Consider the following 22,292-nt stretch of genomic DNA (forward strand, 5'->3'; position numbering starts at 1 on the left):
CAACCAAAGCGGACCCACACCCCGGGGTCGAGTTGCGCAACCGCCGAGTTTTCCTCTGCTTCGTGGGCGCCGAGCCCTAGGGTTCCGCCCATGGCAGCGATCGGCGCGACGCGCACCTCGACGCTTCCCGGCCGCGTGCGCCTGGGCTACGGATCGGGCTCGGTGGCCACCGGCGCGTTCGGCACGGTCCCCGGCCTGATGCTGCTGCCGTTCCTGACCGACAGCCTGGGCATCGCGGCGCTGTGGGCCGGGGCGATCGTCCTGCTCCCCAAGCTCTGGGACGTCGTCCTCAACCCCATCGCCGGCCGGATCAGCGACCGCACGGTCGACCCGCGAGGCCCACGCCGACCCTGGCTGCTCCGCGCCGGGCTGCTGCTGGCACCGTGCTTCGCGCTCATCTTCGCCGCGCCCGACATGGGCTCGAAGGTGGCCGAGGCTGCGTGGGTGCTGGTGTTCTTCCTGGCCGCCGCGACGGCGTACGCCTTCTTCCAGGTCCCCTACGTCGCGATGCCGGCGGAGATCACCACCTCCTACGACGAGCGCACCCGGCTGATGACGTGGCGGGTGGCGATCCTGGCGCTCACCATCATGGTCGCCGGCGCGTCCGCGCCGCTGATCCGCGACGGGATCGGAGGCCGCGACGGCTACCGGGTGATGGGTCTGGTGATGGCCCTGGTCATCGTCGCCGGGGTGATCGCCTCCTACCGGGGCACCCGGAACGCTCCGGTCGGCACCGTGACAGCGGGCGCCGGCACCCTGGGTGAGCAGCTGCGGGTCGTCGCCGGCGCCCGGGACTTCCGGCTGCTGCTCACCACCTTCGTCCTGCAGGCGCTGGCCACCGGCTGCATGCTGGCCGGCGTCGACTACCTCGCCGGCGACGTCCTGGACAGCTCGGGGGCCTCGACGGTGCTCTTCGTCTGCTTCGTCGGCCCGGCCCTGGTGCTCACTCCGGTGTGGGCCAGGCTGGGCGAGCGGATCGGCAAGAAGCGCGGCTACGTCGCCTCCTCCCTGGTGCTGGCGGCGGGTGCCATGCTGGCCGCGACCGCGCAGTCCGCCCCGGCTGCCGTCGTCTTCGCCGCCACCGCCCTGGTGGGCGTCGGCTACGCCGGGTGCCAGGTCTTCCCGATGGCGATGCTGCCGGACACGGCCGCCGCCGACACCCGGCGTACCGGTGAGAACCGGGTCGGCGTCTACACCGGGGTGTGGACGGCCGGCGAGACCCTCGGCCTGGCGCTGGGGCCGGGCGTCTTCGCGGTGGTGCTGGCGCTGGGCGACTACCGCTCCTCCACCGACGGCGCGGCCCTCCAGCCGGGCTCCGCGCTCACCGCGATCACCCTGGGCTTCAGCCTGTTGCCCGCGACACTGACCCTGCTCAGCCTGTGGTGGCTGCGCCGCTACACCCTCGGCGCGGCCGAGGTCGACACCACCGAAGGAGGAGACCCGTGCCTGAGGCAGCCCCCGACGCCCTGACCCGCCTGGCGCAGCTCCAGCGCGCCGACCTGCCGGTGCACGGCGGTCGCACCCTGGCCTACGTCTACGACTCCGGCCTGGCGGAGGTGGACCGGATCGGCGCGAGGCGGTGGCGGCGTACGCCGGCTCCAACGGCCTGGACCCCACCGCCTTCCCGAGCCTGCTGCAGATGGAGAACGAGCTGGTCGGCTTCGCCGCCGACCTCCTCGACGCGCCCCCGGACGCGGTCGGCACCGTCACCTCCGGGGGCACCGAGTCGGTGCTGCTGGCCGTGCAGGGGGCACGCGACGCCCGGCCGGACGTCCGGCAGCCCTCGATGGTGCTCCCGGAGACCGCGCACGCGGCGTTCCACAAGGCCGCCCACTACTTCGGCGTGCGGGCCGTCCTGGTCTCGGTGGGTGCGGACTTCCGCGCCGACCCGGCAGCGATGGCCGCCGCGATCGACGAGACCACGGTGCTCGTCGCCGTCTCCGCGCCCTCCTACGCCCACGGAGTGGTCGACCCGGTCCCCGAGATCGCCGCCGCCGCGGCCGTCCGGGGCGTGCGCTGCCACGTCGACGCCTGCATCGGCGGCTGGGTGCTCCCTTACGCCGCCCGGCTGGGCCGCACGGTGACGCCGTGGACCTTCGCGGTCGAGGGCGTCACGTCGATCTCGGTCGACACCCACAAGTACGCCTACGCACCCAAGGGCACCTCGGTGCTGCTGCACCGCTCCCCTGCGCTGCGTCGCCCGCAGTACTTCGCCTCGGCCACCTGGCCCGGCTACACCATGCTCAACTCCACCCTGCAGTCCACGAAGTCCGGGGGCCCGCTGGCCGGGACGTGGGCGGTGGTCACCACCCTGGGCGACGACGGCTACCTCCGCCTGGCCCGGGAGGTGCTCGACGCGGTCGACGCGATCGTCGCCGGCCTGGCGCGCATCCCGGAGCTGCGCCTGGTGGTGGCGCCCGACTCGACGCTGCTGGCGCTGGCCTGCGACGAGACCTGTGACCCGTTCACCCTCACCGACGAGATAGCGAGCCGCGGCTGGTACGTCCAGCCGCAGATGTCCTACGGCGACCAGCCCGCCACGCTTCACCTCTCGGTCAGCGCGGCGACCCTGGCGCACGTCGACGAGCTGCTGACCGCCCTGGCGGAGTCGGTGACGGCCGCCAAGGAGGCCGGACCCGTGCGGGTGGACCCCGGGGTGGTCGCCTTCATCGAGGCCCTCGACCCGTCGACCCTGAGCGACGACGACTTCGACGGTCTCCTCGCCGCCTCGGGCCTGATGGGCGATCCGGTGGCCGGCCTGGCGCTGCCCGAGCGGATGGCCGAGGTCAACGCGCTGCTCGACGTGGCGTCGCCGGCGATGCGGGAGGCGCTGCTGGTGGCGTTCCTGGACCGGCTGGGCAGACCCGTTCGCTAGGTTCTACCGCCATGGGACAAGCATCGGCGCGCGGCCTGGATTCGCTGGTGACCCGGGGCCTGATGGCCCCGGACTGGGCCGCGGCTCTGGCCCCGGTGGAGCCGGAGGTCATCGCGCTGGGCGACTTCCTGCGTGCCGAGGTGGCGGCCGGGCGCCCCTACCTGCCCGAGGGCGAGGCGGTCTTCGCGGCGTTCCGCCGCCCGCTGGCGGACGTCCGCGTGCTCGTCGTGGGCCAGGACCCCTACCCCACGCCGGGCCACCCGATCGGGCTCAGCTTCGCCGTGGCTCCCGACGTACGCCCGCTGCCGCGGAGCCTGGTCAACATCTACCGCGAGCTGTACGACGACCTGGGACATCGGCCCGCCGTCCACGGGGACCTGTCGGCGTGGGCGGACCAGGGAGTGATGCTGCTCAACCGGGTCCTGACCGTGCGTCCGGGCGAGCCGGCGTCGCACCGAGGGCGCGGCTGGGAGGCGGTGACCGAGTGCGCGATCAAGGCACTGGTCGCGCGCGGCGGACCGTGCGCGGCGATCCTGTGGGGGCGGCACGCCCAGACCCTGACGCCCCTGCTCGGCGACGTCCCGTGGGTCGCGTCCGCCCATCCCTCGCCGCTCTCGGCCTCCCGGGGCTTCTTCGGCTCCCGTCCCTTCAGCCAGGTCGACCAGATGCTCCAGGACCAGGGCGGCTCGGCCCTCGACTGGGTGATCAGCTGATGGCTGGGACTGTCCAAACGGTCACCGCAGGTCGCGTGAGTGCGACACTGTCGCGGTGAAGATCCTCTCCGTCCAGTCGCACGTCGCCTACGGCCACGTCGGCAACTCCGCCGCCGTCTTCCCCCTGCAGCGTCGGGGGCACGAGGTCTGGCCCGTCCACACCGTGAACTTCTCCAACCACACCGGCTACGGCTCCTGGGGTGGCCCGCTGCTGGCACCGAGTGACGTCGAGGCCGTCGTCAACGGCATCGAGGAGCGCGGCGTGCTGGGAGAGGTCGACGCGGTTCTCTCCGGGTACCAGGGCGGCGCCGGGATCGCCGACGTCATCCTCGCTGCCGTGGCGAAGGTGAAGGCCGCCAACCCGGACGCGACCTACACCTGCGACCCGGTGATGGGCAACGCCAAGTCGGGCTGCTTCGTGCACCCCGACATCCCGCCCCTGATCCGGGAGAAGGTCGTCCCGCAGGCTGACATCCTCACTCCCAACCAGTTCGAGCTGGGCTTCCTCACCGGCACCTCGCCGGCGGACCTGGACTCCACGCTGGCCTCCGCCGACGCCGCGATGGCCATGGGGCCCAGCACGGTCCTGGTGACCAGCGTCGAGCGCCCGGATCGTCCCGAGGGCACCATCGAGATGATGGCGGTGACCGCCGGTGGTGCCTGGATCGTGCAGACGCCGCACCTGCCGTTCAAGGCCAACGGTTCCGGCGACGTCACCGCCGCGCTCTTCACCGCGCACCTGCACGAGACCGGGTCACCGGAGCAGGCGCTGGCCGCCACCACCTCGAGCGTCTTCGACTTGTTGCAGAACACGCTGGACTCCGGTGAGCGCGAGCTGCGCCTGGTCCAGTCCCAGGAGACCTTCGCGCATCCCCGGATGCAGTTCGAGGTGCGGCAGGTCCGCTAACTACGATGTGCGAGCGCCGCCCGCAAGACGGGTAGGCGCACGCCGGTGTAGCTCAGTTGGTAGAGCGCCATACTTGTAATATGGATGTCGCGGGTTCGACTCCTGTCACCGGCTCCCAGCAGGATGGGCACCATGAGGCCCCTGTACCTGCCCCACCACGACGGCTCGCCCGCCTACCTGGAGACCGGCCGCGGAGCGGATGCGCCGCCCCACCTCGAGGACCACGTGACCGTGCGGGTGCGCACGCAAGCCGATGACCCGGTCGAGGCGATGTGGGTGCGCACGACCTACGACGCGGAGCCGGTCTTCCATCCGATGGTCGCAGCCACCGTGGACGAGGGCTCATCCTCGCGCTGGTGGTCGGGCACCTTCCCGGTGCACAACCCGGTCACGCACTACCGCTTCCTGCTTGCGCGAGGTGAGTCGCAGCAGTGGCTGACCGGCGCCGGCCTGGCCGACCACGACCTGCCGGATGCCTTCGACTTCAAGGTGTCCGCGTTCCCCGAGGCACCGGACTGGGCCCGGGACGGGGTCGTGTACCAGATCTTCCCTGACCGGTTCGCCCGCTCCGCGGCCGCCGCGGAGCGGCCCACCCCCGACTGGGCACTGCCGGCGGCCTGGGACGACCCGGTCCTCTTCGAGCTGGCCGACCCGCGCACTCCCCTGCAGCTCTTCGGGGGCGACCTGGATGGCGTCACCGACCACCTGGACCACGTGGCCGAGGTCGGCGCCGACATCGTCTACACCACGCCGGTCTTCCCCGGTGAGAGCAACCACCGCTACAACGCCTCCTCCTTCGACCGGGTCGACCCGGTGCTGGGCGGGGACGAGGCCTACGCGCGCCTGAGCGCGGCAGCCCACGAGCGCGGATGGCGCATCATCGGCGACCTCACCACCAACCACACCGGCGACACCCACGAGTGGTTCCGCACCGCGATCAGCGACCCCTCGTCCCCGGAGCGGGACTACTACTGCTTCCGGCCCGACGGCAGCTACGAGTGCTGGATGGGATTCGTGACGCTGCCCAAGGTCGACCACACCAGTCCCGCGCTGCGGTCCCGGATGGTCGAGGGCCCGGACTCCGTGGTCGCGCGCTGGATGCGGCCGCCCTTCGCGCTGGACGGCTGGCGGATCGACGTGGCCAACATGACCGGACGGCTGGGCGCGGTCGACGTCAACCACGAGGTCGCCCGTGCCGTCCGGCGTACGGTCACCGCCGAGCGCTCCGACGCCTGGCTGATCGGCGAGCACAACCACGACGCCACCGGCGACGTCGACGGCGACGGGTGGCACGGCACGATGAACTACTCGGGCTTCTCCTGGCCGCTGTGGTCGTGGCTCCGGGACCCCGACACGGTGGCCCGGGCCTTCGGCCGCCCCCTCCCCGTGCCCCGGCGCGACGGCCATGCCTTCGTGCGGGCCATCAGCCAGTGGCAGGGCATGCTGGGATGGCGGGCGACCTCCGCGGGCTGGAACATCGTCGGCTCCCACGACAGCGCGCGAATCCGCACCCTGGTCGGCACCGCGTCCGCGCACCGGGTGGCCGCCGGACTGCAGTTCACCCTCCCCGGGATCCCGATGATCTTCGCCGGGGACGAGATCGGTCTTCAGGGCGTGACCGGTGAGGACTCCCGGCGGACGATGCCCTGGGAGCGTCGCCAGGACTGGGACCTGGAGACGATGTCGACCTACTCGTCGTTGTCGCGGGTACGCCGGGAGCACACCGCGCTCCGTCGCGGCGGGCTGCGCTGGGCCCACGTCGAGGCAGACGCGGTGGCCTTCCTCCGCGAGCATCCCGACGGGGACGTCCTGGTCACCGCCCGCCGGGCCGCCGGGCCGGCGATCGACGGCCTGCCCGCCGGGCGCCTCGTCCTGGCCACCGAGGACACCGACCCGGAGGTCGGGTCGGCACACGCGGGCCCGGTCCTCACCATCCACCTGGTCGGCTGACGCTCAGGCCCGGGCACTTCGACCCTGTTGGGTCCTCACAAGCTCTTCCTACGCTGTGGCACGTGACCAAGCGTGCTGGGAGGTTCGCCCGCTGGCTCGAGCTGGACGAGGCCCTCCTGGACGTCAAGCTGTCAGTCCCGGAGCCTGCCCAGGATCTGCTGAGTCGAGCGTCGCTGACGGACGCGGCCCGCGACAGCGGGGCGGCCGCCGTGGGCGTCACCGCGCCGGCCGGCTACGGGAAGTCGGTGCTGCTGAGCGCCTGGGCACACCGCGAGCGTCGCCGAGTCGGGTGGATCTCCCTGGACGCGCTCGACGACGACCCGAGCGCCCTGCTCCTCCTGCTGGCCTCCGCCTACGAACGTGCGGTGCCGGAACAGGCCGGTCTCGCTGCTGCCATGAGCGGCGCGGACGTCGCCGCGCTGGGCCGTGGGGCCCCTCGCCTCGTCGCGGCGTTCAGGCAGGCGGCGATCCCGTTCGTCCTGCTCATCGACGACCTGCACGAGCTCCGGTCGCCCGAGTGTCACGACGTCCTGGGCGTCGTCCTGTCCGCGGTCCCCTCGGGCTCCCAGGTCGTGAGCGCCAGCCGCCATGACCAGCCGCACCTTCCTCGGCTCCGGGCCGAAGGCGCGACCTTCGAGCTGACTACCTCTGATCTCATCCTCGACGCGAGCGCCGCGGGGCACATCTTTGCGACGGCGGGCAAGCACATCACGCTCGAGAGGGCCCGAGAGATGACCGAGCGGACCGAGGGCTGGCCGGTCGGCCTCCACCTTGCCGCCCTGATCGCCAACGACGGGGAGGACGGGACGCCGGGAGTGACCGGCGACGACCGCTACATCGCCGACTACCTCCAGCACGAGGTGTTCGGCAGGCTCGACCCGCCGACCCAGCACTTCCTGCGGCGCACTGCCGTCCTCGACCGGCTGCACGGCCCGCTGTGCGAAGCCGTCCTGGAGGAGCCGGACGCCCAGGACCGGCTGCGCGCCCTGGAGGCGTCGAACTCGTTCCTGTTCCCGCTCGACCGGCGGCGCGAGTGGTACCGGTACCACCCCCTCTTCCGGGAGTTCCTGCTGGGTGAGCTGCGTCGGACCGACGCGGAGCTGATCGAGAAGCTGCACCTGCGGGCCGCGGACTGGTTCGAGTCCCGCGGCGTGCCGGCCGTGGCCGTGGACCACCTCCTGGCCACCAGGGAGCACGAGAGGTGCGCCCGGCTCGTCGCCGAGCTCGTGCTGAGCACCTACGCCACGGGGCACGTCTCCACGGTCCAGCGCTGGCTGAAGTCGCTGGGCGACCGCACGATCCAGGCATACCCGCCCCTGGCGGCCCTGGCGGGCTGGGTCGCCGCGTCGGTGGGGCAGACCATCGACGCCCAGCGGTGGGCAGCCGTCACCGCCGAGCTCTCCTACGACCCGACCCCGACCCCGACGCCGACCCACGGGGGCACCTCGTTCGCGTCCACCCGATCCATGCTGCGCGCCATGATGTGTCCCTCCGGCCCCGAGCAGATGATGGCCGACGCGGCGTTCACCGTCGCCGAGGAAGCTCCGTGGAGCCCTTGGCGGGCCCCGGCCCTCTGCGTGCTCGCCGAGGCACACCTGCTCGCCGGCGCACCCGCTTGCGCGGCGACCGTGCTCGAGGACGCGACGGCAGTCGGCCTCGCGGCGGGCAACACCGAGCCGGTCGTGCTCAGCGAGTCCGGCCTGGCCCTCATCGAGATGGACGAGGGCCGGTGGGACGAGGCGGCCGAGCACCTGGAGCTCGCGCTGAACGTGGTCGAGCGGCACCACCTGGAGGACTACGCGATCAGCCTGCTCCCCTTCGCGGCCGCGGCACGAATGGCGGTCCACCGAGCGGACCTGGTTGAGGCCGACCGCCACCTCAGGCACGCCATGCGCGCCCGGCCTGCGTCGACGTTCGTGCAGCCCTGCCTCGCGGTCAGGGGCCGGCTGCAGCTGGCGAAGGCGTACTGGGCGCGCGGCGACCGCGTCAGTGCCCGGCACCTCCTGCGCGAGATCGATGACGTGGTCCGGCGGAGACCGGACCTGGGCGCGCTGGTCGACCAGGTCGCCGAGTTCCGCACGATGACGAAGCTGGCCACCGCGAGCGCGGCGCCCCACGACGTACCGCTCACCCCGGCTGAGCTACGCGTCCTTCCGCACCTCCAGACACACCTGAGGCTCGCCGACATCGCTCAGCGTCTCCAGATCTCCCGCAACACCGTCGCCACGGAAGTCTCGGCGATCTACCGCAAGCTCGGCGTCACGTCGCGGGGCGAGGCGGTTGAGCAGGCGACGCTGCTCGGACTGCTCGGCGGGTGAGCGCGAAGCCTCGTCAGTCAGTGGTGGAAGCTGGTCCCCTCCTCCGCCGTCAGCGACTCCTTGGGACCATGCCTGCCGAGGATCTCCAGCGACCTGCGGTAGTCATCGAGCAGCAGCGAGGCCATGTCACGGCTGAAGTCGTGTCGCACCAGGATGCGCTGGATCGCCAGGTCCTCCCGGTCGGGGGGCAGCGTGTAGGCGGGCACCTGCCAGCCCCGGGTGCGCAACCGGTCGGCCAGGTCGAAGAGGTTGAACCCGTGGTCCACACCCTCCTTCAGCTTCCACGTGAGACCCGGAATGCCGCCGCGACCGTCATAGATCAGGTCGAACGGACCCATCTGGGCGATCTCGTCGGCCAGGTAGCGCGCAGTCTCGTAGCTGGCCTGGTGGATCTTGCGATATCCCTCACGCCCGAGCCGCAGGAAGTTGTAGTACTGCGCGACGATCTGACCGCCGGGGCGGGAGAAGTTCAGTGCGAACACCGGCATGTCGCCGCCGAGATAGTTCACGTGGAAGACCAGGTTGTCGGGGAGCTCTGCAGCGTCGCGCCACACCACCCAGCCGACGCCCAGGGGCGCCAGGCCGAACTTGTGTCCTGAGGCGTTGATCGACTTCACGCGGGGCAGCCGGAAGTCCCAGAGCAGGTCCGGCTCGACGAACGGCGCGATGAACCCCCCGCTGGCACCGTCAACGTGCATGGGCACGTCGAGTCCGGTGTCGGCCTGGAGCTTGTCCAGCGCGGCTGCCACATCGGCGACAGGCTCGTACTGGCAGGTGAAGGTGACGCCCAGCGTCGGGACGACCCCGATGGTGTTCTCGTCGACGCGCTTGAGGACCTCTTCGGGGTTCATGAGCAGCCGGTCACCCTCCATCGGGATCTCCCGGTGCTCGACGTCCCAGTAGCGGGTGAACTTGTGCCAGCAGATCTGCACCGGCCCGGTGACCAGGTTGGGCCGGTCGGTGGGCTTGCCCTCGGCCCGACGACGCTCCCGCCACTTCCACAGCAGCGCCATCCCGCCGAGCATCGCCGCCTCACTGGAACCGGTGGTCGAGGTGCCCATGGTGTCGGCCGACTCCGGGCTGTTCCAGAGGTCGGCGAGCATGTGCACGCACCGAGCCTCGAGCTCCGCCGTCTGCGGGTACTCGTCCTTGTCGATCATGTTCTTGTCGACCGACAGCGTCATCAGCTCGTTGATCTCGGGCTCGACCCACGTCTGGCAGAACGTCGCCAGGTTCTGCCGCGAGTTCCCATCGAACATCAGCTCGTCGTGCACGACCTGGAACACGTGCCGGGGGACGTGCTCGTCCTGGGGGAACCGGTACTTGGGCATTGCGACCGACAGGTCGGTCGAGGCGAAGACATCGTCCTCCAGGGCGTCTTGGACTGAGTGCTTGTGGTGCAGCATGGAATTCGCTCCTCAGATCGGCGCCTCGACGCACGTGTGGTGGTCGGGGCGGGATGGTGCTCGGTCAGACCCGGGCTACTGTCTCGGCATCGTCTCCTCGGTCTTCAGCTTGTCGATCACGTCCTGGAACGACGCGACCTCGTCCGGGCAGTAGGTCTTGATGACGGCGAGGTCATGGGCCACGACGCGGGGGTCCAGCACCACTCGGCGCAGGTGGATCGAGTTGTTGCCGAACTGGGACAGCGACAGCTCCTGCTGCAGCTCGCCGACGTTCTCGCAGCTCACCCCGCCGTCCGTGCCGTAGAGCGCGATCGCTGTCGACGTGTCGAGGCCGAGCAGGCCGACCGCGGCGAGGTTCTCGTTCAGCTTGCCGGCAAGCTCTTGTGCGCGGTCGGTGTGCGAGCCGAACGCAGTCCCGGCGGACGTGCAGGCGGAGAGCCCCACACCTACCGCGACCGCCAGGCCCGCCGCGCGAAGCACTGCGGGACGGTCTGCTCGTGGACGCTTCGTGATCATCGGGCTCACGCCTCCTGAACCGGTGTGTCGTCGGTATGGGTGTTGCCCGGGGAGCTTTCGATCTTCCATTCCGGCTTGCGCAGCTTGTAGAGGACGAACGGCCACCCGCCGAGGAAGACGATGCCGGCCACCAGGATCAGGATGTAGAGGCCCTGAGGCGTCGAGTCTGCGTCTCCTGACGGCTCGACGAAGCCGAGGAGGAAGGCGGCGGCGCTGGCCAGGAACCCGATCGACCCGACCACCGGCATCGCCGGCGTCCGGAAGCCGCGCTTCACCTCGGGATGGGTGCGGCGCAGCCGCATGGCCGCGAGGAACATGACCATGTACATCAGCAGGTAGAGCTGCACGGCCATGGCGGTGAAGATCCAGAAGCCTGACTGCACCGACGGCAGGACCGCGAACAGGATGGCCAGCACCGTCACGAAAACCCCCTGGACCAGCATGATCGGGACCTCCATGCCGCGGCTGTTGGTTGCCTGAAGGCGTGGCGGGAGATACCCCTCCCTGCCCACCAGGAGCAGACCGCGACAGGGTCCGGGGATCCAGGTGACGGCGGAGGCAAGGATCCCGACGACGATCAGGATGGCCATCACCGTGGTCCCCCAGGACATCCCGAGATGGTTGAAGAAGACGTCGAAGGCCTGGAGCACCCCCTGTGTCAGGTTGAGGCTGGACGCCGGCACGCCGACGGCAATGGCGAGTGTCGGCAGGATGAAGACGAACAGGATGAGGACCACCGAGAGGGCGATTGCCTTCGGGAACTCGATGCTGGGCCGGAGCATCTGGGTCACGTGGACGGCGTTCATCTCCATGCCGGCGTAGGACAGGAAGTTGCTGACGATGAGCACGATGCTCGCCAGTCCGGTGAACCTCGGGAACCACTCCGCGTCACCGATCGGCTCGAGCTGCGAGGCTCCGCCGTCCTGCCAGTAGATGACGGCGAAGACGATCAGGGCCGCAGCAGGCACGATCGTGCCGATCAGGAACCCCCAGGTCCCCACCTTCGCGAACGCGTCGACGCCGAGGGTCGCGATGAAGGTCGCGAACCAGTACACGACGAGGATGACCAGGCCGGTGAAGAGGCCCGAGTTCGCCAGGCCCGGATCGAACACGTAGGCGAGCGCGGAGGCGAAGAAGGCGAGCTGCGCCGGGTACCAGGCGACGTTCTGCATCCACTGCTGCCAGATCGCGAAGAAGCCGAGGCGGTCGCCGTAGGCCTCCTTGACCCAGACGAAGACCCCGCCCTTCCATCCACTGGCCAGCTCGGCGGCCACCAGGGCCACCGGCACCATGAACAGGATCGCGGGCAGGACGTAGAGGAAGATCGACGCCCAGTCGTAGGCGGCCATCGCCGGGAGCCCGCGCACGCTGGCAACCGCAGTGGCGATCAGGAACGCCATCGACGTCCAGCTGATGTACGAGCGTTTCGTCGCCGAGACCTGCGATGCAGGTGTCGGGCCGTCTTCCCGAGTAGCCATCTCAACGCCTTCCGCTGCGCTCCTCCCAGCGACGCTAGTTGCGTGTCGTGGGCCAGGCCTCACTCACCATGAGTGAGGCCATGGATCCAGGCGCCGAGGATGGTGGAGTCATGAACTACTGGGTCAGCGTCATCTTCCGGGCCATCCCGCTGGCCATGATGGGCGTCTGCGTCGGGTTCGGCGTCTACGTCTGGAACGCCGGCGATGCACCGGGCAACTTCGTGGCAGGCCGGGTGGTCACCTTCCTCGGCGCGATCTGCCTGTGCCTGTTCTGCACCGCCGCCACGATCATCCGGCAGCTCATCGGGCGCTTCAACGCCGTCGACCGGGTCCTCTACCCCGCACTCGGCTACCTGGCGGCCGTCGGCACCGCGGCGTACGGCAGCTACGTCTTCGCAGGTGCCTCGGGCAGCGGCCAGAACCCGGAGTACGTCGCCGGGCACGTCGTCTTCGGACTCGGCCTGATCTGCGGCTGCGTGGCCACCGTCGCCACCGCCTCCACCAAGTTCTCGCTCATCCCTCGCAACTCCGCCCGGCCGCCCGGCGGTCGCCCGCCGGCCGAGGCGTTCTCCAGGGGTTCGGTCCTGGTGCTGGCCGCGGTCCCGGTGCTGCTGGCGGCGATCGCCTGGACCTTCGGCATCGTCAACCTGGCGCTGCCCAGCTCGCCGAGCAGGTTCACGGTGGGCCACGTCGTGAGCGGCCTCGCGATGATCTGCACCAGCCTGATCGGCCTGGTCTGGAGCATCCTGCGCCAGGTCCAGGACTCCTACGGCGCGCGGGACCGCCTCTGGTGGCCCGGGCTGGTGATCGTGATGGGTGCCGCCGCCCTGGTCTGGGGGATCGCGCTGCTGATCCTCGACGAGGAGCCCTACTACCGCACCCCGGGCTTCGTGATGATCGGCTTGGGGCTGGTCTGCTTCAGCATCCTGAGCAAGGTGGGCCTGCTCGCCCTGGTGTGGCGCCGTACCTTCAGCCTCGCCGACCGGGTTCCCCTGATCCCGATCGTGACCGCCCTGAGCTGCCTGTTCCTGGCCGCCTTCGTCTTCCAGGCCGCGTTCACCGACTCCAACGTGTTCATTGCCGCGCACGTGCTGGTGGGACTGGGTGCGGTCTGCTTCACCCTGTACTCGATCGTCTCCATCCTGGAGAGCGGCACCTCCTCCTCGGGGTGACCCTGCGACCCGGCCAGGACGCTACGCTGCCCAGATGGCTCTGAGGATCGTGGCCAACCGGCCGGACACCGCCATCTTGAGGCTGCCGTGGCACACGCCTCTTCAGGAGTGGGACGAGGAGTGGGTGGTCCCCTTCCCCCGGGGCCTGTCGCGGCACGTGGTCCGCATCATCCGGCTCGGCACCAGGACCTACGCGGTCAAGGAGACGCAGGAGCCCATCGCCTTCCACGAGTACGGGATCCTCCGCGACCTGGCCCGGCTCGACCTGCCGGCGGTGCAGCCGCAGGCCGTGGTCACCGGTCGCGTGGACCGCCAGGGCGCAGCGCTGCCGGCCGCACTGGTCACCGAGCACCTGCGCTTCTCCCTGCCCTACCGCAGCCTGTTCTCGCACGGGGTCACCGAGAAGAGCGTGCCGTCCCTGATCGATGCCCTGGTGGTGCTGCTGGTGCGCCTGCACCTGGCCGGGTTCTACTGGGGTGACGTGTCACTGTCCAACGTGCTGTTCCGGCGCAACGCCGGTGAGTTCGCCGCCTATCTCGTCGACGCCGAGACCGGTGAGCTGCACGGGAGCGTCAGTGCCCGGATGCGCGACTACGACGTCACCCTCGGCACCGAGAACGTCTTCGCCGAGCTGCTCGACCTGCAGGCCAGCGGTCAGGTCTCGGGCAGTCTCGACCCGCACGCGATCATCACCCTGCTCCGCGAGCGGTACGCCGTGCTGTGGTCGGAGCTGACCGAGTCCGAGGAGTTCCCGCTCGAGGAGATGTGGCACATCGAGCAGCGGATCGAGCGGCTCAACGAGCTCGGCTTCGACGTGGACGAGCTCGACATCGTCACCGACTACGACGGGGACCGCGTCCGGATCCAGCCGCGGGTCGTCGAGCTCGGGCACCATGCCCGCGAGCTGCAGGCCCTGACCGGGATGTCGGTGGAGGAGAACCAGGCTCGCCGGCTGCTCAACGACCTGGCCTCCTACACCGCCACCCACGACCTGGGCCGCGAGGACCGGCACCTGGTGGCGAACCGCTGGCTCACCGAGGTCTTCGAGCCCATCGTCGCTATGGTGCCCGCCGAGGCACGCGGCAAGCTGGAGCCCGCGGAGCTGTTCCACGAGATCCTGGTGCACCGCTGGTACCTCTCCGAGCAGGCCGGTCACGAGGTCGACATCCTCGAGACCGCGCGGGACTACGTCGACCGCTTCCTGCCGCACAAGCCGGACGAGGCGATCACGCCGGTCACCCCGGGCTGAGCGCCTCTCCCCCCAGGTCCAGTCGGGCCACCACCACGGCTGCGATCCGCGCCGGCGACAGGGCGACGTCCACGACCATGCCGGGCTCGTCCGGGGCAAGCGGCTCCAAGGTGTCGAGCTGGCTCTCCAGCAGCGTGGGCGGCATGAAGTGCTCCCGAGCCGACATCCGCTGGAGCAGCAGCCCCTTGTCACCGACCATGTGCACGAAGAACGTGCCCGCCCCGCCCCGGCGCAGCACCTCGCGGTAGGAGCGACGCAGCGCCGAGCAGCTGATGATCGTCGGCGTACCGCGCTCGTCGCGCTCCTTGGTCCAGGCGGCCAGCGACTCCAGCCACCCCCAGCGGTCCTCGTCGGTGAGCGGTCGTCCCGACTCCATCTTGGCGATGTTCTCCGGGGGGTGGAAGTCGTCTCCCTCGGCCAGCTCCCAGCCCAGCTGGTCGGCCACCGCGGTCGCGGCGGTGCTCTTGCCAGAGCCCGAGACCCCCATGAAGACCAGGTGCAGCGGGGTGCCCTGAGGGCTCCCGGGCGTCATCCGACCAGCCACAGTCCGCAGGCGAGCACGAAAATCGACAGGCCCAGCGTCGTCTCCATCACCGTCCAGGTCCGCAGGGTGGTCTTGACGTCCATCCCGAAGAACCGGCTGACCAGCCAGAAGCCGGAGTCGTTGACGTGGCTGAGCACCGTGGCGCCGGCGGCGATCGCCATCACCAGCGCGACCAGCTGCACCGACGACGGGTCGTCGGTGGCCACCGCCGCCGAGATCAGGCCGGCGGTGGTGGTCAGCGCCACCGTGGCCGACCCCTGGGCGACACGCAGGATCGTGGCGATCACGAACGCCGAGAGGATCAGCGGCAGCCCGAGGTCCGCCAGCGAGTCCGACAGCGCTGCACCGATCCCGCTGTAGCGCAGCACGCCGCCGAACATCCCGCCGGCACCAGTGATGAGGATGATGGCGCAGATCGGGCCGAGCGCATCGTTGAGGATCGACTCCACGTCGGCCAGCGAGTGACCTCTCGTGCCCAGGGTGTACGTCGCAACCAGCAGCGTGATCAGCAGCGCGACCGGCGTCTGTCCCACGAAGATGACCGCGTCGACCAGCGCGCCCTCCTCGTCGAGGTCCCCGGCGGTCCGCAGGGTGCTGAGGATCGTGTTGGCGCCGATGAGCACCAGTGGCAGGAGCAGGATCGCCAGCACGTGCAGGAACGACGGCGGCGTGCGACGCTGCTCGGGGCCCTCACCCTCCGCGGCGGTGGAGGAGCCGCCGTGGTGCCCGGTCAGGACGCTGTCGTCGATCGGCACGTAGACCTTGCCGGCGTACGCCTGGGTGAACAGGTAGACACCGACGTACCAGGCGATGACCGCGACGGGGACACCGATCAGGGTGGTGAGGCCGATGCTGGCCCCGATCTCGGCGGCGGCGGTGACCGGGCCGGGGTGCGGCGGGACGATGGCGTGCATGGCCGCGAAGGCGCCGGCAGCCGGCAGCGCGTAGAGCAGCACCGAGCCGCCGAAGCGGGTGGCGACGGAGAAGATGATGGGCAGGAAGACCACGAGACCGGCGTCGAAGAAGATCGGCAGACCGAAGAGCAGCGCGGCCACACCGAGCGCGAAGGGGGCCCGATGCTCCCCGAACCGGCTGATCAGGGTGTCGGCCAGCACCTGCGCGCCACCGGTCACCTCCAGCAGTCGGCCGATCATGGCGCCCAGACCGACCAGCAGGGCCACGGTGCCCAGCGTGGAGCCGAAGGCTCCCACCGCGACTCCGGCGACGTCGGCCAAGGGCACGCCCGAGGCGATCGCGGTGCCGAAGCTGACCAGCACCAGGGCCACGAAGGCGTGCATCTTCAAGGCGATGATCAGCACCAGCAGGACCACGATCCCCGCAGCCGCGATGAGCAGCAACGTGACCGAGCCGTACGCCGGTTCCATGGGGTCCATGGACGACTCCTCCCGAGAGCAGGTGCGATGTGCGCCACACGCTAGCGGAGCGGGGAGACGACGCCTACGTTGTCGGGCCCCGAATGGGAGGGTGGACCCCGTGACCGCACCCGAACCCCTCCTCGCTCGCCTGGGCCGCAGCACGGCGCGCCACCGCCTGGCCTACGCCCTCACCTGGCTCGTCCTGGTGGTGGTCGGGTTCGTGACCAGCCTGGGGCTGCTCGGTGGCGACTCGCTCTTCGACCGGCTGCAGAGCGGGGACATCGTGGCGCCGGGCGAGGCCCAGGTCGGGCGCGACCTGGTCGCCAACGCCGACGAGAGCGCCCTGACGGTGATGCTGCGGGTGGACGGCGCCGACCTGAGCGACCCCGCCCTGGCCAAGGCGGTGCGGGAGACGGTCGCCCGGGTCGAGGCGGTCGACGGCGTCGGCGAGGTGACCTCTCCGATGACCACTCCGGGCTGGCCCACCTCCCCTGAGTCGTTGGCGCTGGTGGCCGACCACGACCCGGCCAGCGGCTCCTTCCTGATCGTCGCGGGCAGCGGCAGCGAGCCGGGCAGCGAGCTGCAGGACGAGATCGTCGAGGAGCTGGAGCGGGCCGCCCAGGACCTGCTCACGCCGTACTCGCAGGCGCGCACCCTGGGCGGGACCGGGCTCCTGGTCGACGACGTCGTGACCCAGATCGCCGACGACCTCAAGACCGGCGAGGGCATCGCCCTGCCCCTGTCGCTGCTGCTGATGGTCTTCGTCTTCGGCGGCTTCATCGCCGCCGGCATGCCGATCGCCGGGGCCATCGCCTCCATCGCCGGCGGGCTGAGCATCCTGCTCGGCTTCTCACACCTGATCGACCTCGACGCCTCGGTGGTCAACATCGTCACCGTGATGGGTCTGGCGCTCTGCATCGACTACGGGCTGCTGCTGGTCAGCCGGTTCCGCGAGGAGATCTCCCGCGTCGCCCCGGGGGTGCCGCACTCCGACCTCAGTGACGCCCAGGTCGAGGACGCGGTCGCCGGAGCCGTGGCGACCGCCGGTCGCACCGTCCTGTTCTCCGCCCTGATCGTGGGCATCTCCCTGTCGGGCCTGATGCTCTTCGAGGCCCCGACCATGCGCGCGATCGGCGCCGCCGGCGTCTCGATCGTGCTCGTCGCCCTCATCGTCGCCCTGACCCTGGTGCCCGCCCTGTGCGCCCTCGGTGCGCGACGCCTGGGCACCCGTCGGGGCGCCGAGGCCGCCCCCGACGAGGGTGTCTTCAGCCGTCTGGCGGCCCTGGTGCAGCGACGTCCCGCCCTGACCACCTTGGCCAGCGTGGCCGTCCTGCTCTTCCTGGCCATGCCCGCCCTGGACCTGCGGCTCAACGCCTCGGGGGTCGAGCTGCTCCCTGAGGGCGCCGAGCAGCGGGCCTTCTTCGAGGGGGTGGAGGAGGACTTCCCAGCCCTGGACACCCCGTCGGTCACGGTGGTGGCCCAGGCCGACCCGGAACAGGTCGCCGCCTGGGTCCCCGAGCTCGAGGCCCTGCCCGGAGTCCTGTCGGTGACACCACCCAAGGAGCTCAGGCCGGACCTGGTCACCGTCGGCATCCAGACCGAGGGGGGTGACATGGGCGAGGCCGCGCGTGAGGTGGTCCGCGCCCTGCAGGGCGGCCAGGCGGCCGACTTCCCCACCTGGGTCACCGGCCAGACAGCCTCCCTGGTCGACTTCACCGACTCCGTCGGCGACCGGGCTCCCTGGGCGGCGCTGTGGATCGCGACCGCCACCTTCGCGCTGCTCTTCCTCCTGACCGGCAGCGTCGTCATCCCGCTCAAGGCGCTGATCCTCAACATCGTCTCGCTGGGGGCGAGCCTGGGGGTGCTCGTCTGGGTCTTCCAGGAGGGGCATCTGGAGTCGGTGCTGGGCTTCAGCTCCGTGGGCGGGATCGAGTCGGTGATCCCGCTGCTGGTGCTGGCCTTCGGGTTCGGCCTGTCGATGGACTACGAGGTGTTCCTGCTCGCCCGCATCATCGAGCTGCACGAGCAGGGCCACGACGACGACACCGCGGTCCGATTGGGTCTGCAGCGCTCGGGGAGGATCATCACCTCGGCGGCGGTCATCATGGTGATCGTCTTCTCCGGCTTCGCGGCGGGCCAGATGCTGGTGATCAAGGAGACCGGTTTCGCCCTCGCCGTGGCGGTGCTGATCGACGCCACCCTGGTCCGGATGATCATCGTGCCGGCCACCATGACGATGCTGGGCAGGTGGAACTGGTGGGCGCCGGCCTGGATGAAGCGGGTCCACGCCAAGTACGGCGTGCGCGAGCACTCCTCCCCCGTGGCAGCACGGGGGGCGTGAGTGCGGCCTCAGATGATGGAGAGCCGCTCCAGCAGGAACAGGAACGCCACCGCGAACGCGTTGTCTTGCGTCTCGGCACGCACCACGTCCCAGTCGACCTGCTCGCGCAGTGCCCGCGCGACCGGCATCAGCCGACCGAAGTCGCAGTAGCGCTCGTCCATCGCGTGCAGCTTCTGCACCATCAGCCGGGTGGCCGGGAGCACCGGCATCACCACCGAGATGACCTCGATGTGGTCGGCGTCGGCGAGCATCGCGCGCTCGGCCGGGATGGTGGCGTCGCGATGGATGACGTCGACCATCACGTCGTCGGTGAAGACCTTGAACAACCAGTCCTCGGGTGGCTGCACCACCTGGAAGCCGTGCTCGGCCAGCAGGGTGGCCACCTGGGGCGCGTCCTCCTCGGCCACCACGAAGTCGACGTCGTGCTCCGGCTCGGGGCCACCCCGGGCCCACACGGCGTACCCGCCGGCGAGCGCAAACGGCAGGCCGATCTCCTTGAGGGCGACCGCGACACGCTTGAGCGCCTCGCGAAGATTCTCCTGCTCGACGTCGATCACGCGCACACGCTACCGAGGCTGGCAGAGTGGAGCCATGCGGGTCACCACGTTCAACATCCTGCACGGCCGCTCACCCGACGACGACCAGGTCGACCTGGCCCGCTTCTGTGAGGCGATCGCGACCCTGGACGCCGACGTCCTGGCGCTCCAGGAGGTCGACCGCAACCAGGTCAGGTCCGCGGGCGCAGACCTGACCGCCCTGGCGGCAGAGGCCATGGGCGCCCAGGACCATCTCTTCGTCGCGGCCCTGCACGGCAACCCCGGGGTCTGGATGGCCGCCGACGGTGACGAGCAGCCCGACGCCGCGGGATACGGCGTGGCGCTGCTCTCCCGCTATCCGGTGACGGCCTGGCAGACGATCCGGCTGGCCCCGGTGCCGGTGCGGGTGCCGATGTTCTTCCCCGGCAGCCGGCGCCCCGAGATGGTGCAGGACGAGGCTCGGGTGGCGGTCGCGGCCACGATCGAGTCGCCACTGGGACAGGTGACCGTGGTCAACACCCACCTCACTTTCATCGAGTGGTGGCAGCGTCGTCAGCTCCGCACCCTGCGCCAGGCCTTCGAGGCGCGGACCACGCCACTCATCCTGGCCGGAGACCTCAACATGGGTCCCGGGCGAGCCGCTCGGCTGACGGGACTGGCGGCCCTGGCCGCGGCTCCCACCTTCCCGGCCGACGTACCCGGCGAGCAGCTCGACCACCTGCTCGGCACGCCCGATCTTGCGGCGCGCGTCACGTCGAGCCGGGCGCAGCGCCTGGCGCTGTCCGACCATCGGGCGCTCTCGGTCGATCTTCGGTCGACCACCTGACCCCTAGGCTGGGCGCCATGACCACTGACCGCGACCGGGTGAGCGTGGAACGCGTCATCCCCGCGCCCCCCGAGAAGATCTTCGACCTGCTGGTCGACCCCGCCAGGCACCTGGACATCGACGGGTCCGGAACCGTCAAGCGGGCCCGCTCCGGCGGTCGGCGGCTCAGGCTGGGCGACTCGTTCGGGATGGACATGAAGATCGGCGCCAAGTACTCCACCCGGAACCAGGTGGTGGCCCTGGAGGACAACCGCCGCATCGCGTGGCGCACGCTGGCTCCCTTCCCGCTGACCCTACTGTTCACCGGCCGCACGTGGAGCTATGACCTGGAGCCGGTGGACGGTGGCACCCGGGTCCGCGAGACCTGGGACATCAGCACCGAGGCCGCCATCGGGCGGCCCGCGGTGCGTCGGATGGCGGGACACACGCGGCGCAACATGGAGCGGACCCTGCAGCGGATCGAGGACCTGGTCACCTCCTGACCGGGTTCCCTAGGATCGCAGCCATGGCCCGGATCGGCCCCGCGACGTTGGGGATCGGCATCGCAGTGGCCCTGCTCTGCGGTCTGTCACTTCTCTCCCCCGGCAGCGAGCTCCAGCGGCTGCGCGAGATGGCCGGCGTGGCCGAGCCGTTGGGGGTGCCGCCAGAAGTCGACGAATCGGGCTCCTACGCCTTCACCGTCACCCAGCCCGGAAGCTCGGAGCCGGTTGGCTACAGCCCGTGTCGGGCGATCCACTACCGGGTCAACCCGCTGCACGCGCCCGAGGACTACCAGGACTACGTCGACCAGGCCGTGCGGCAGGTGAGCGCGGCCACCGGTCTGGTCTTCGAGTACCAGGGCACCACCGACTCCCGGGAGTTCTTCGGACCGGCCGTGGACCGCGACGCTCCCGTGGTGGTGGCGTGGGCGACGGAGGACGAGGTGGAGGCGCTGGCCGGGAACGTCGCCGGGGTGGCCGGCAGCTCCTGGATCGCCACCTCGCCCCGTCACCGGCAGTACTCCGCTGGCTCGGTGGTCCTGGACGCCGACAGCTTCGCCAGCTTCTGGAACCCCGAGTACGACCTGGAGGCGATCGTGACCCACGAGTTCGGCCATCTGGTGGGCCTGGCCCACGTGGAGGACCGCCACGAGCTGATGAACGCCGAGACCACCGGGCAGCGCACCTTCGGTCCCGGTGACCTGTCCGGTCTCGCCCGGCTGGGCCGGGTGCCGTGCCGATGACTGCTCCGCGGCTCACCAAGACGACGTACGAGGCGGAGCTCTTCCGGCTCCAGGCCGAGCTGGTCAAGGTCCAGGAATGGGTCAAGGCCGAGGGCCAGCGGATCGTGGTGGTCTTCGAGGGCCGCGACGCCGCTGGCAAGGGCGGGACCATCAAGCGGATCACCGAGTACCTCAGCCCGCGGGTGGCCCGGATCGTCGCACTGCCGATGCCCACCGAGCGGGAGCGCACCCAGTGGTACTTCCAGCGGTACGTCGAGCAGCTGCCCGCCGCCGGGGAGATCGTCCTGTTCGACCGCTCCTGGTACAACCGCGCCGGGGTGGAGCGGGTGATGGGGTTCTGCACCCCGGTCGAGCACCGTCGGTTCCTGCACCAGTGCCCCATCTTCGAGCGACTGCTGGTGGAGGACGGCATCCTGCTCCGCAAGTACTGGTTCTCGGTGAGCGACACCGAGCAGCAGCGGCGCTTCAAGGCGCGACTGCAGGATCCGATGCGGCAGTGGAAGCTCTCGCCGATGGACCTGGAGTCCATCACCCGCTGGGAGGACTACTCCCGCGCCAAGGACGAGATGATGGTGCACACCGACATCGGTGAGGCACCGTGGTACGTCGTGGAGTCGGACTCCAAGAAGCGTGCGCGGCTGAACATGATCGCCCACCTGCTCTCCACGCTGCCCTACACCGAGGTGCCGCTGCCGACCCTGTCGCTGCCGGAGCGACCCGAGCCCCAGGGCTACCGGCGGCCGCCGCGCGAGCAGACGACGTACGTGCCCGACCACAGCGCGACGCTGGAGTGATGCCGGGAAATGGAATGACCCCGCTGGCGTCTCGGGTCGCCAGCGGGGTCAGGAGAATCATGCGCTCGA

The 22,292-nt window shown here is 70.5% G+C and carries 19 protein-coding genes and 1 tRNA gene; 14 read left to right on the plus strand and 6 right to left on the minus strand.

What is annotated here, in order from left to right; genetic code table 11:
* The first annotated feature begins 90 nt into the window (after positions 1 to 90).
* The 7 genes from C5H89_RS02010 (at position 91) to C5H89_RS02040 (ending at position 8,763) form a co-directional block, all read left to right on the plus strand.
* The gene (locus C5H89_RS02010; protein WP_104105439.1) at positions 91 to 1,470 is read left to right on the plus strand and encodes an MFS transporter; all 1,380 of its coding nucleotides are present in this window, start codon (positions 91 to 93) and stop codon (positions 1,468 to 1,470) included.
* Between the two features lie 109 nt (positions 1,471 to 1,579).
* The gene (locus tag C5H89_RS02015; protein WP_240181647.1) at positions 1,580 to 2,875 is read left to right on the plus strand and encodes an aminotransferase class V-fold PLP-dependent enzyme; all 1,296 of its coding nucleotides are present in this window, start codon (positions 1,580 to 1,582) and stop codon (positions 2,873 to 2,875) included.
* An 11-nt stretch (positions 2,876 to 2,886) separates the two neighbouring features.
* A complete protein-coding gene (locus tag C5H89_RS02020) occupies positions 2,887 to 3,588 on the plus strand; it encodes a uracil-DNA glycosylase (protein WP_104105440.1) in 702 nt (233 codons plus the stop codon).
* Between the two features lie 55 nt (positions 3,589 to 3,643).
* Positions 3,644 to 4,495 carry a pyridoxal kinase PdxY gene (gene pdxY / locus C5H89_RS02025; protein WP_104105441.1) on the plus strand — a complete coding sequence of 284 codons (852 nt, stop codon included), beginning with the start codon at positions 3,644 to 3,646 and terminating at the stop codon, positions 4,493 to 4,495.
* 41 nt (positions 4,496 to 4,536) lie between these two features.
* Positions 4,537 to 4,609: transfer RNA gene (locus C5H89_RS02030), tRNA-Thr, on the plus strand.
* Between the two features lie 18 nt (positions 4,610 to 4,627).
* The gene (locus C5H89_RS02035) at positions 4,628 to 6,445 is read left to right on the plus strand and encodes a glycoside hydrolase family 13 protein (protein ID WP_104105721.1); all 1,818 of its coding nucleotides are present in this window, start codon (positions 4,628 to 4,630) and stop codon (positions 6,443 to 6,445) included.
* Positions 6,446 to 6,507: 62 nt separating this feature from the next.
* Positions 6,508 to 8,763, plus strand: a complete 2,256-nt coding sequence (locus C5H89_RS02040; RefSeq protein ID WP_104105442.1) for a LuxR C-terminal-related transcriptional regulator — start codon at positions 6,508 to 6,510, stop codon at positions 8,761 to 8,763.
* Positions 8,764 to 8,780: 17 nt separating this feature from the next.
* On the opposite strand, the gene C5H89_RS02045 is transcribed toward C5H89_RS02040, so the two are convergent.
* From C5H89_RS02045 to C5H89_RS02055, 3 genes are all read right to left on the minus strand, one after another.
* Positions 8,781 to 10,169, minus strand: coding sequence for a glutamate decarboxylase (locus C5H89_RS02045; RefSeq protein WP_104105443.1), 1,389 nt, complete (start codon positions 10,167 to 10,169; stop codon positions 8,781 to 8,783).
* A gap of 75 nt (positions 10,170 to 10,244) precedes the next feature.
* Positions 10,245 to 10,685: a hypothetical protein gene (locus tag C5H89_RS02050; RefSeq protein ID WP_205304816.1), complete on the minus strand. Its 441-nt coding sequence runs from the start codon at positions 10,683 to 10,685 to the stop codon at positions 10,245 to 10,247.
* 5 nt (positions 10,686 to 10,690) lie between these two features.
* Positions 10,691 to 12,163 (minus strand): APC family permease, encoded by a 1,473-nt coding sequence (locus C5H89_RS02055; RefSeq protein ID WP_104105445.1) that lies wholly within the window; start codon positions 12,161 to 12,163, stop codon positions 10,691 to 10,693.
* A 110-nt stretch (positions 12,164 to 12,273) separates the two neighbouring features.
* On the opposite strand from C5H89_RS02055, the gene C5H89_RS02060 reads away from it, so the two are divergent.
* Together C5H89_RS02060 and C5H89_RS02065 are read left to right on the plus strand one after the other, a co-directional pair.
* On the plus strand, positions 12,274 to 13,335 hold the full coding sequence (locus tag C5H89_RS02060) for a DUF2776 family protein (protein WP_104105446.1): 1,062 nt from the start codon (positions 12,274 to 12,276) through the stop codon (positions 13,333 to 13,335).
* Positions 13,336 to 13,369: 34 nt separating this feature from the next.
* Positions 13,370 to 14,584 (plus strand): DUF4032 domain-containing protein, encoded by a 1,215-nt coding sequence (locus tag C5H89_RS02065; protein WP_104105447.1) that lies wholly within the window; start codon positions 13,370 to 13,372, stop codon positions 14,582 to 14,584.
* Here the strand turns inward: C5H89_RS02065 and C5H89_RS02070 are convergent.
* Both C5H89_RS02070 and C5H89_RS02075 read right to left on the minus strand, forming a co-directional pair.
* Positions 14,571 to 15,116 (minus strand): gluconokinase, encoded by a 546-nt coding sequence (locus tag C5H89_RS02070; protein WP_205304818.1) that lies wholly within the window; start codon positions 15,114 to 15,116, stop codon positions 14,571 to 14,573. The two genes, C5H89_RS02065 and C5H89_RS02070, sit on opposite strands and share 14 nt — an antisense overlap.
* Positions 15,113 to 16,522, minus strand: a complete 1,410-nt coding sequence (locus C5H89_RS02075; protein ID WP_104105448.1) for a gluconate:H+ symporter — start codon at positions 16,520 to 16,522, stop codon at positions 15,113 to 15,115. Before C5H89_RS02075 ends, C5H89_RS02070 begins: the two co-directional genes overlap by 4 nt.
* A 100-nt stretch (positions 16,523 to 16,622) precedes the next feature.
* Here C5H89_RS02075 and C5H89_RS02080 point away from each other — a divergent pair, with 100 nt between their 5' ends.
* Positions 16,623 to 18,845 (plus strand): MMPL family transporter, encoded by a 2,223-nt coding sequence (locus tag C5H89_RS02080; RefSeq protein ID WP_205304819.1) that lies wholly within the window; start codon positions 16,623 to 16,625, stop codon positions 18,843 to 18,845.
* Positions 18,846 to 18,853: 8 nt separating this feature from the next.
* Here the strand turns inward: C5H89_RS02080 and C5H89_RS02085 are convergent, their stop codons facing one another.
* Complete coding sequence (locus C5H89_RS02085) at positions 18,854 to 19,402, minus strand: nucleotidyltransferase (RefSeq protein ID WP_104105724.1); 549 nt, start codon at positions 19,400 to 19,402, stop codon at positions 18,854 to 18,856.
* Positions 19,403 to 19,436: 34 nt separating this feature from the next.
* Between C5H89_RS02085 and C5H89_RS02090 the strand changes: the two genes are divergently transcribed.
* From C5H89_RS02090 to ppk2, 4 genes are read left to right on the plus strand one after another with little or no spacing between them, the layout of a single operon-like run.
* The gene (locus C5H89_RS02090; protein WP_104105449.1) at positions 19,437 to 20,207 is read left to right on the plus strand and encodes an endonuclease/exonuclease/phosphatase family protein; all 771 of its coding nucleotides are present in this window, start codon (positions 19,437 to 19,439) and stop codon (positions 20,205 to 20,207) included.
* 17 nt (positions 20,208 to 20,224) lie between these two features.
* Positions 20,225 to 20,689 carry an SRPBCC family protein gene (locus tag C5H89_RS02095; RefSeq protein WP_104105450.1) on the plus strand — a complete coding sequence of 155 codons (465 nt, stop codon included), beginning with the start codon at positions 20,225 to 20,227 and terminating at the stop codon, positions 20,687 to 20,689.
* A gap of 23 nt (positions 20,690 to 20,712) precedes the next feature.
* A complete protein-coding gene (locus tag C5H89_RS02100) occupies positions 20,713 to 21,429 on the plus strand; it encodes a matrixin family metalloprotease (RefSeq protein WP_104105451.1) in 717 nt (238 codons plus the stop codon).
* Complete coding sequence (gene ppk2, locus C5H89_RS02105) at positions 21,426 to 22,223, plus strand: polyphosphate kinase 2 (RefSeq protein WP_104105725.1); 798 nt, start codon at positions 21,426 to 21,428, stop codon at positions 22,221 to 22,223. The genes C5H89_RS02100 and ppk2 overlap by 4 nt, the downstream gene beginning before the upstream one ends.
* Positions 22,224 to 22,292 lie beyond the last annotated feature (69 nt).

The organism is Nocardioides sp. 616 (genome assembly GCF_002930065.1).
In the GTDB taxonomy this organism is placed as follows: domain Bacteria; phylum Actinomycetota; class Actinomycetes; order Propionibacteriales; family Nocardioidaceae; genus Nocardioides; species Nocardioides houyundeii.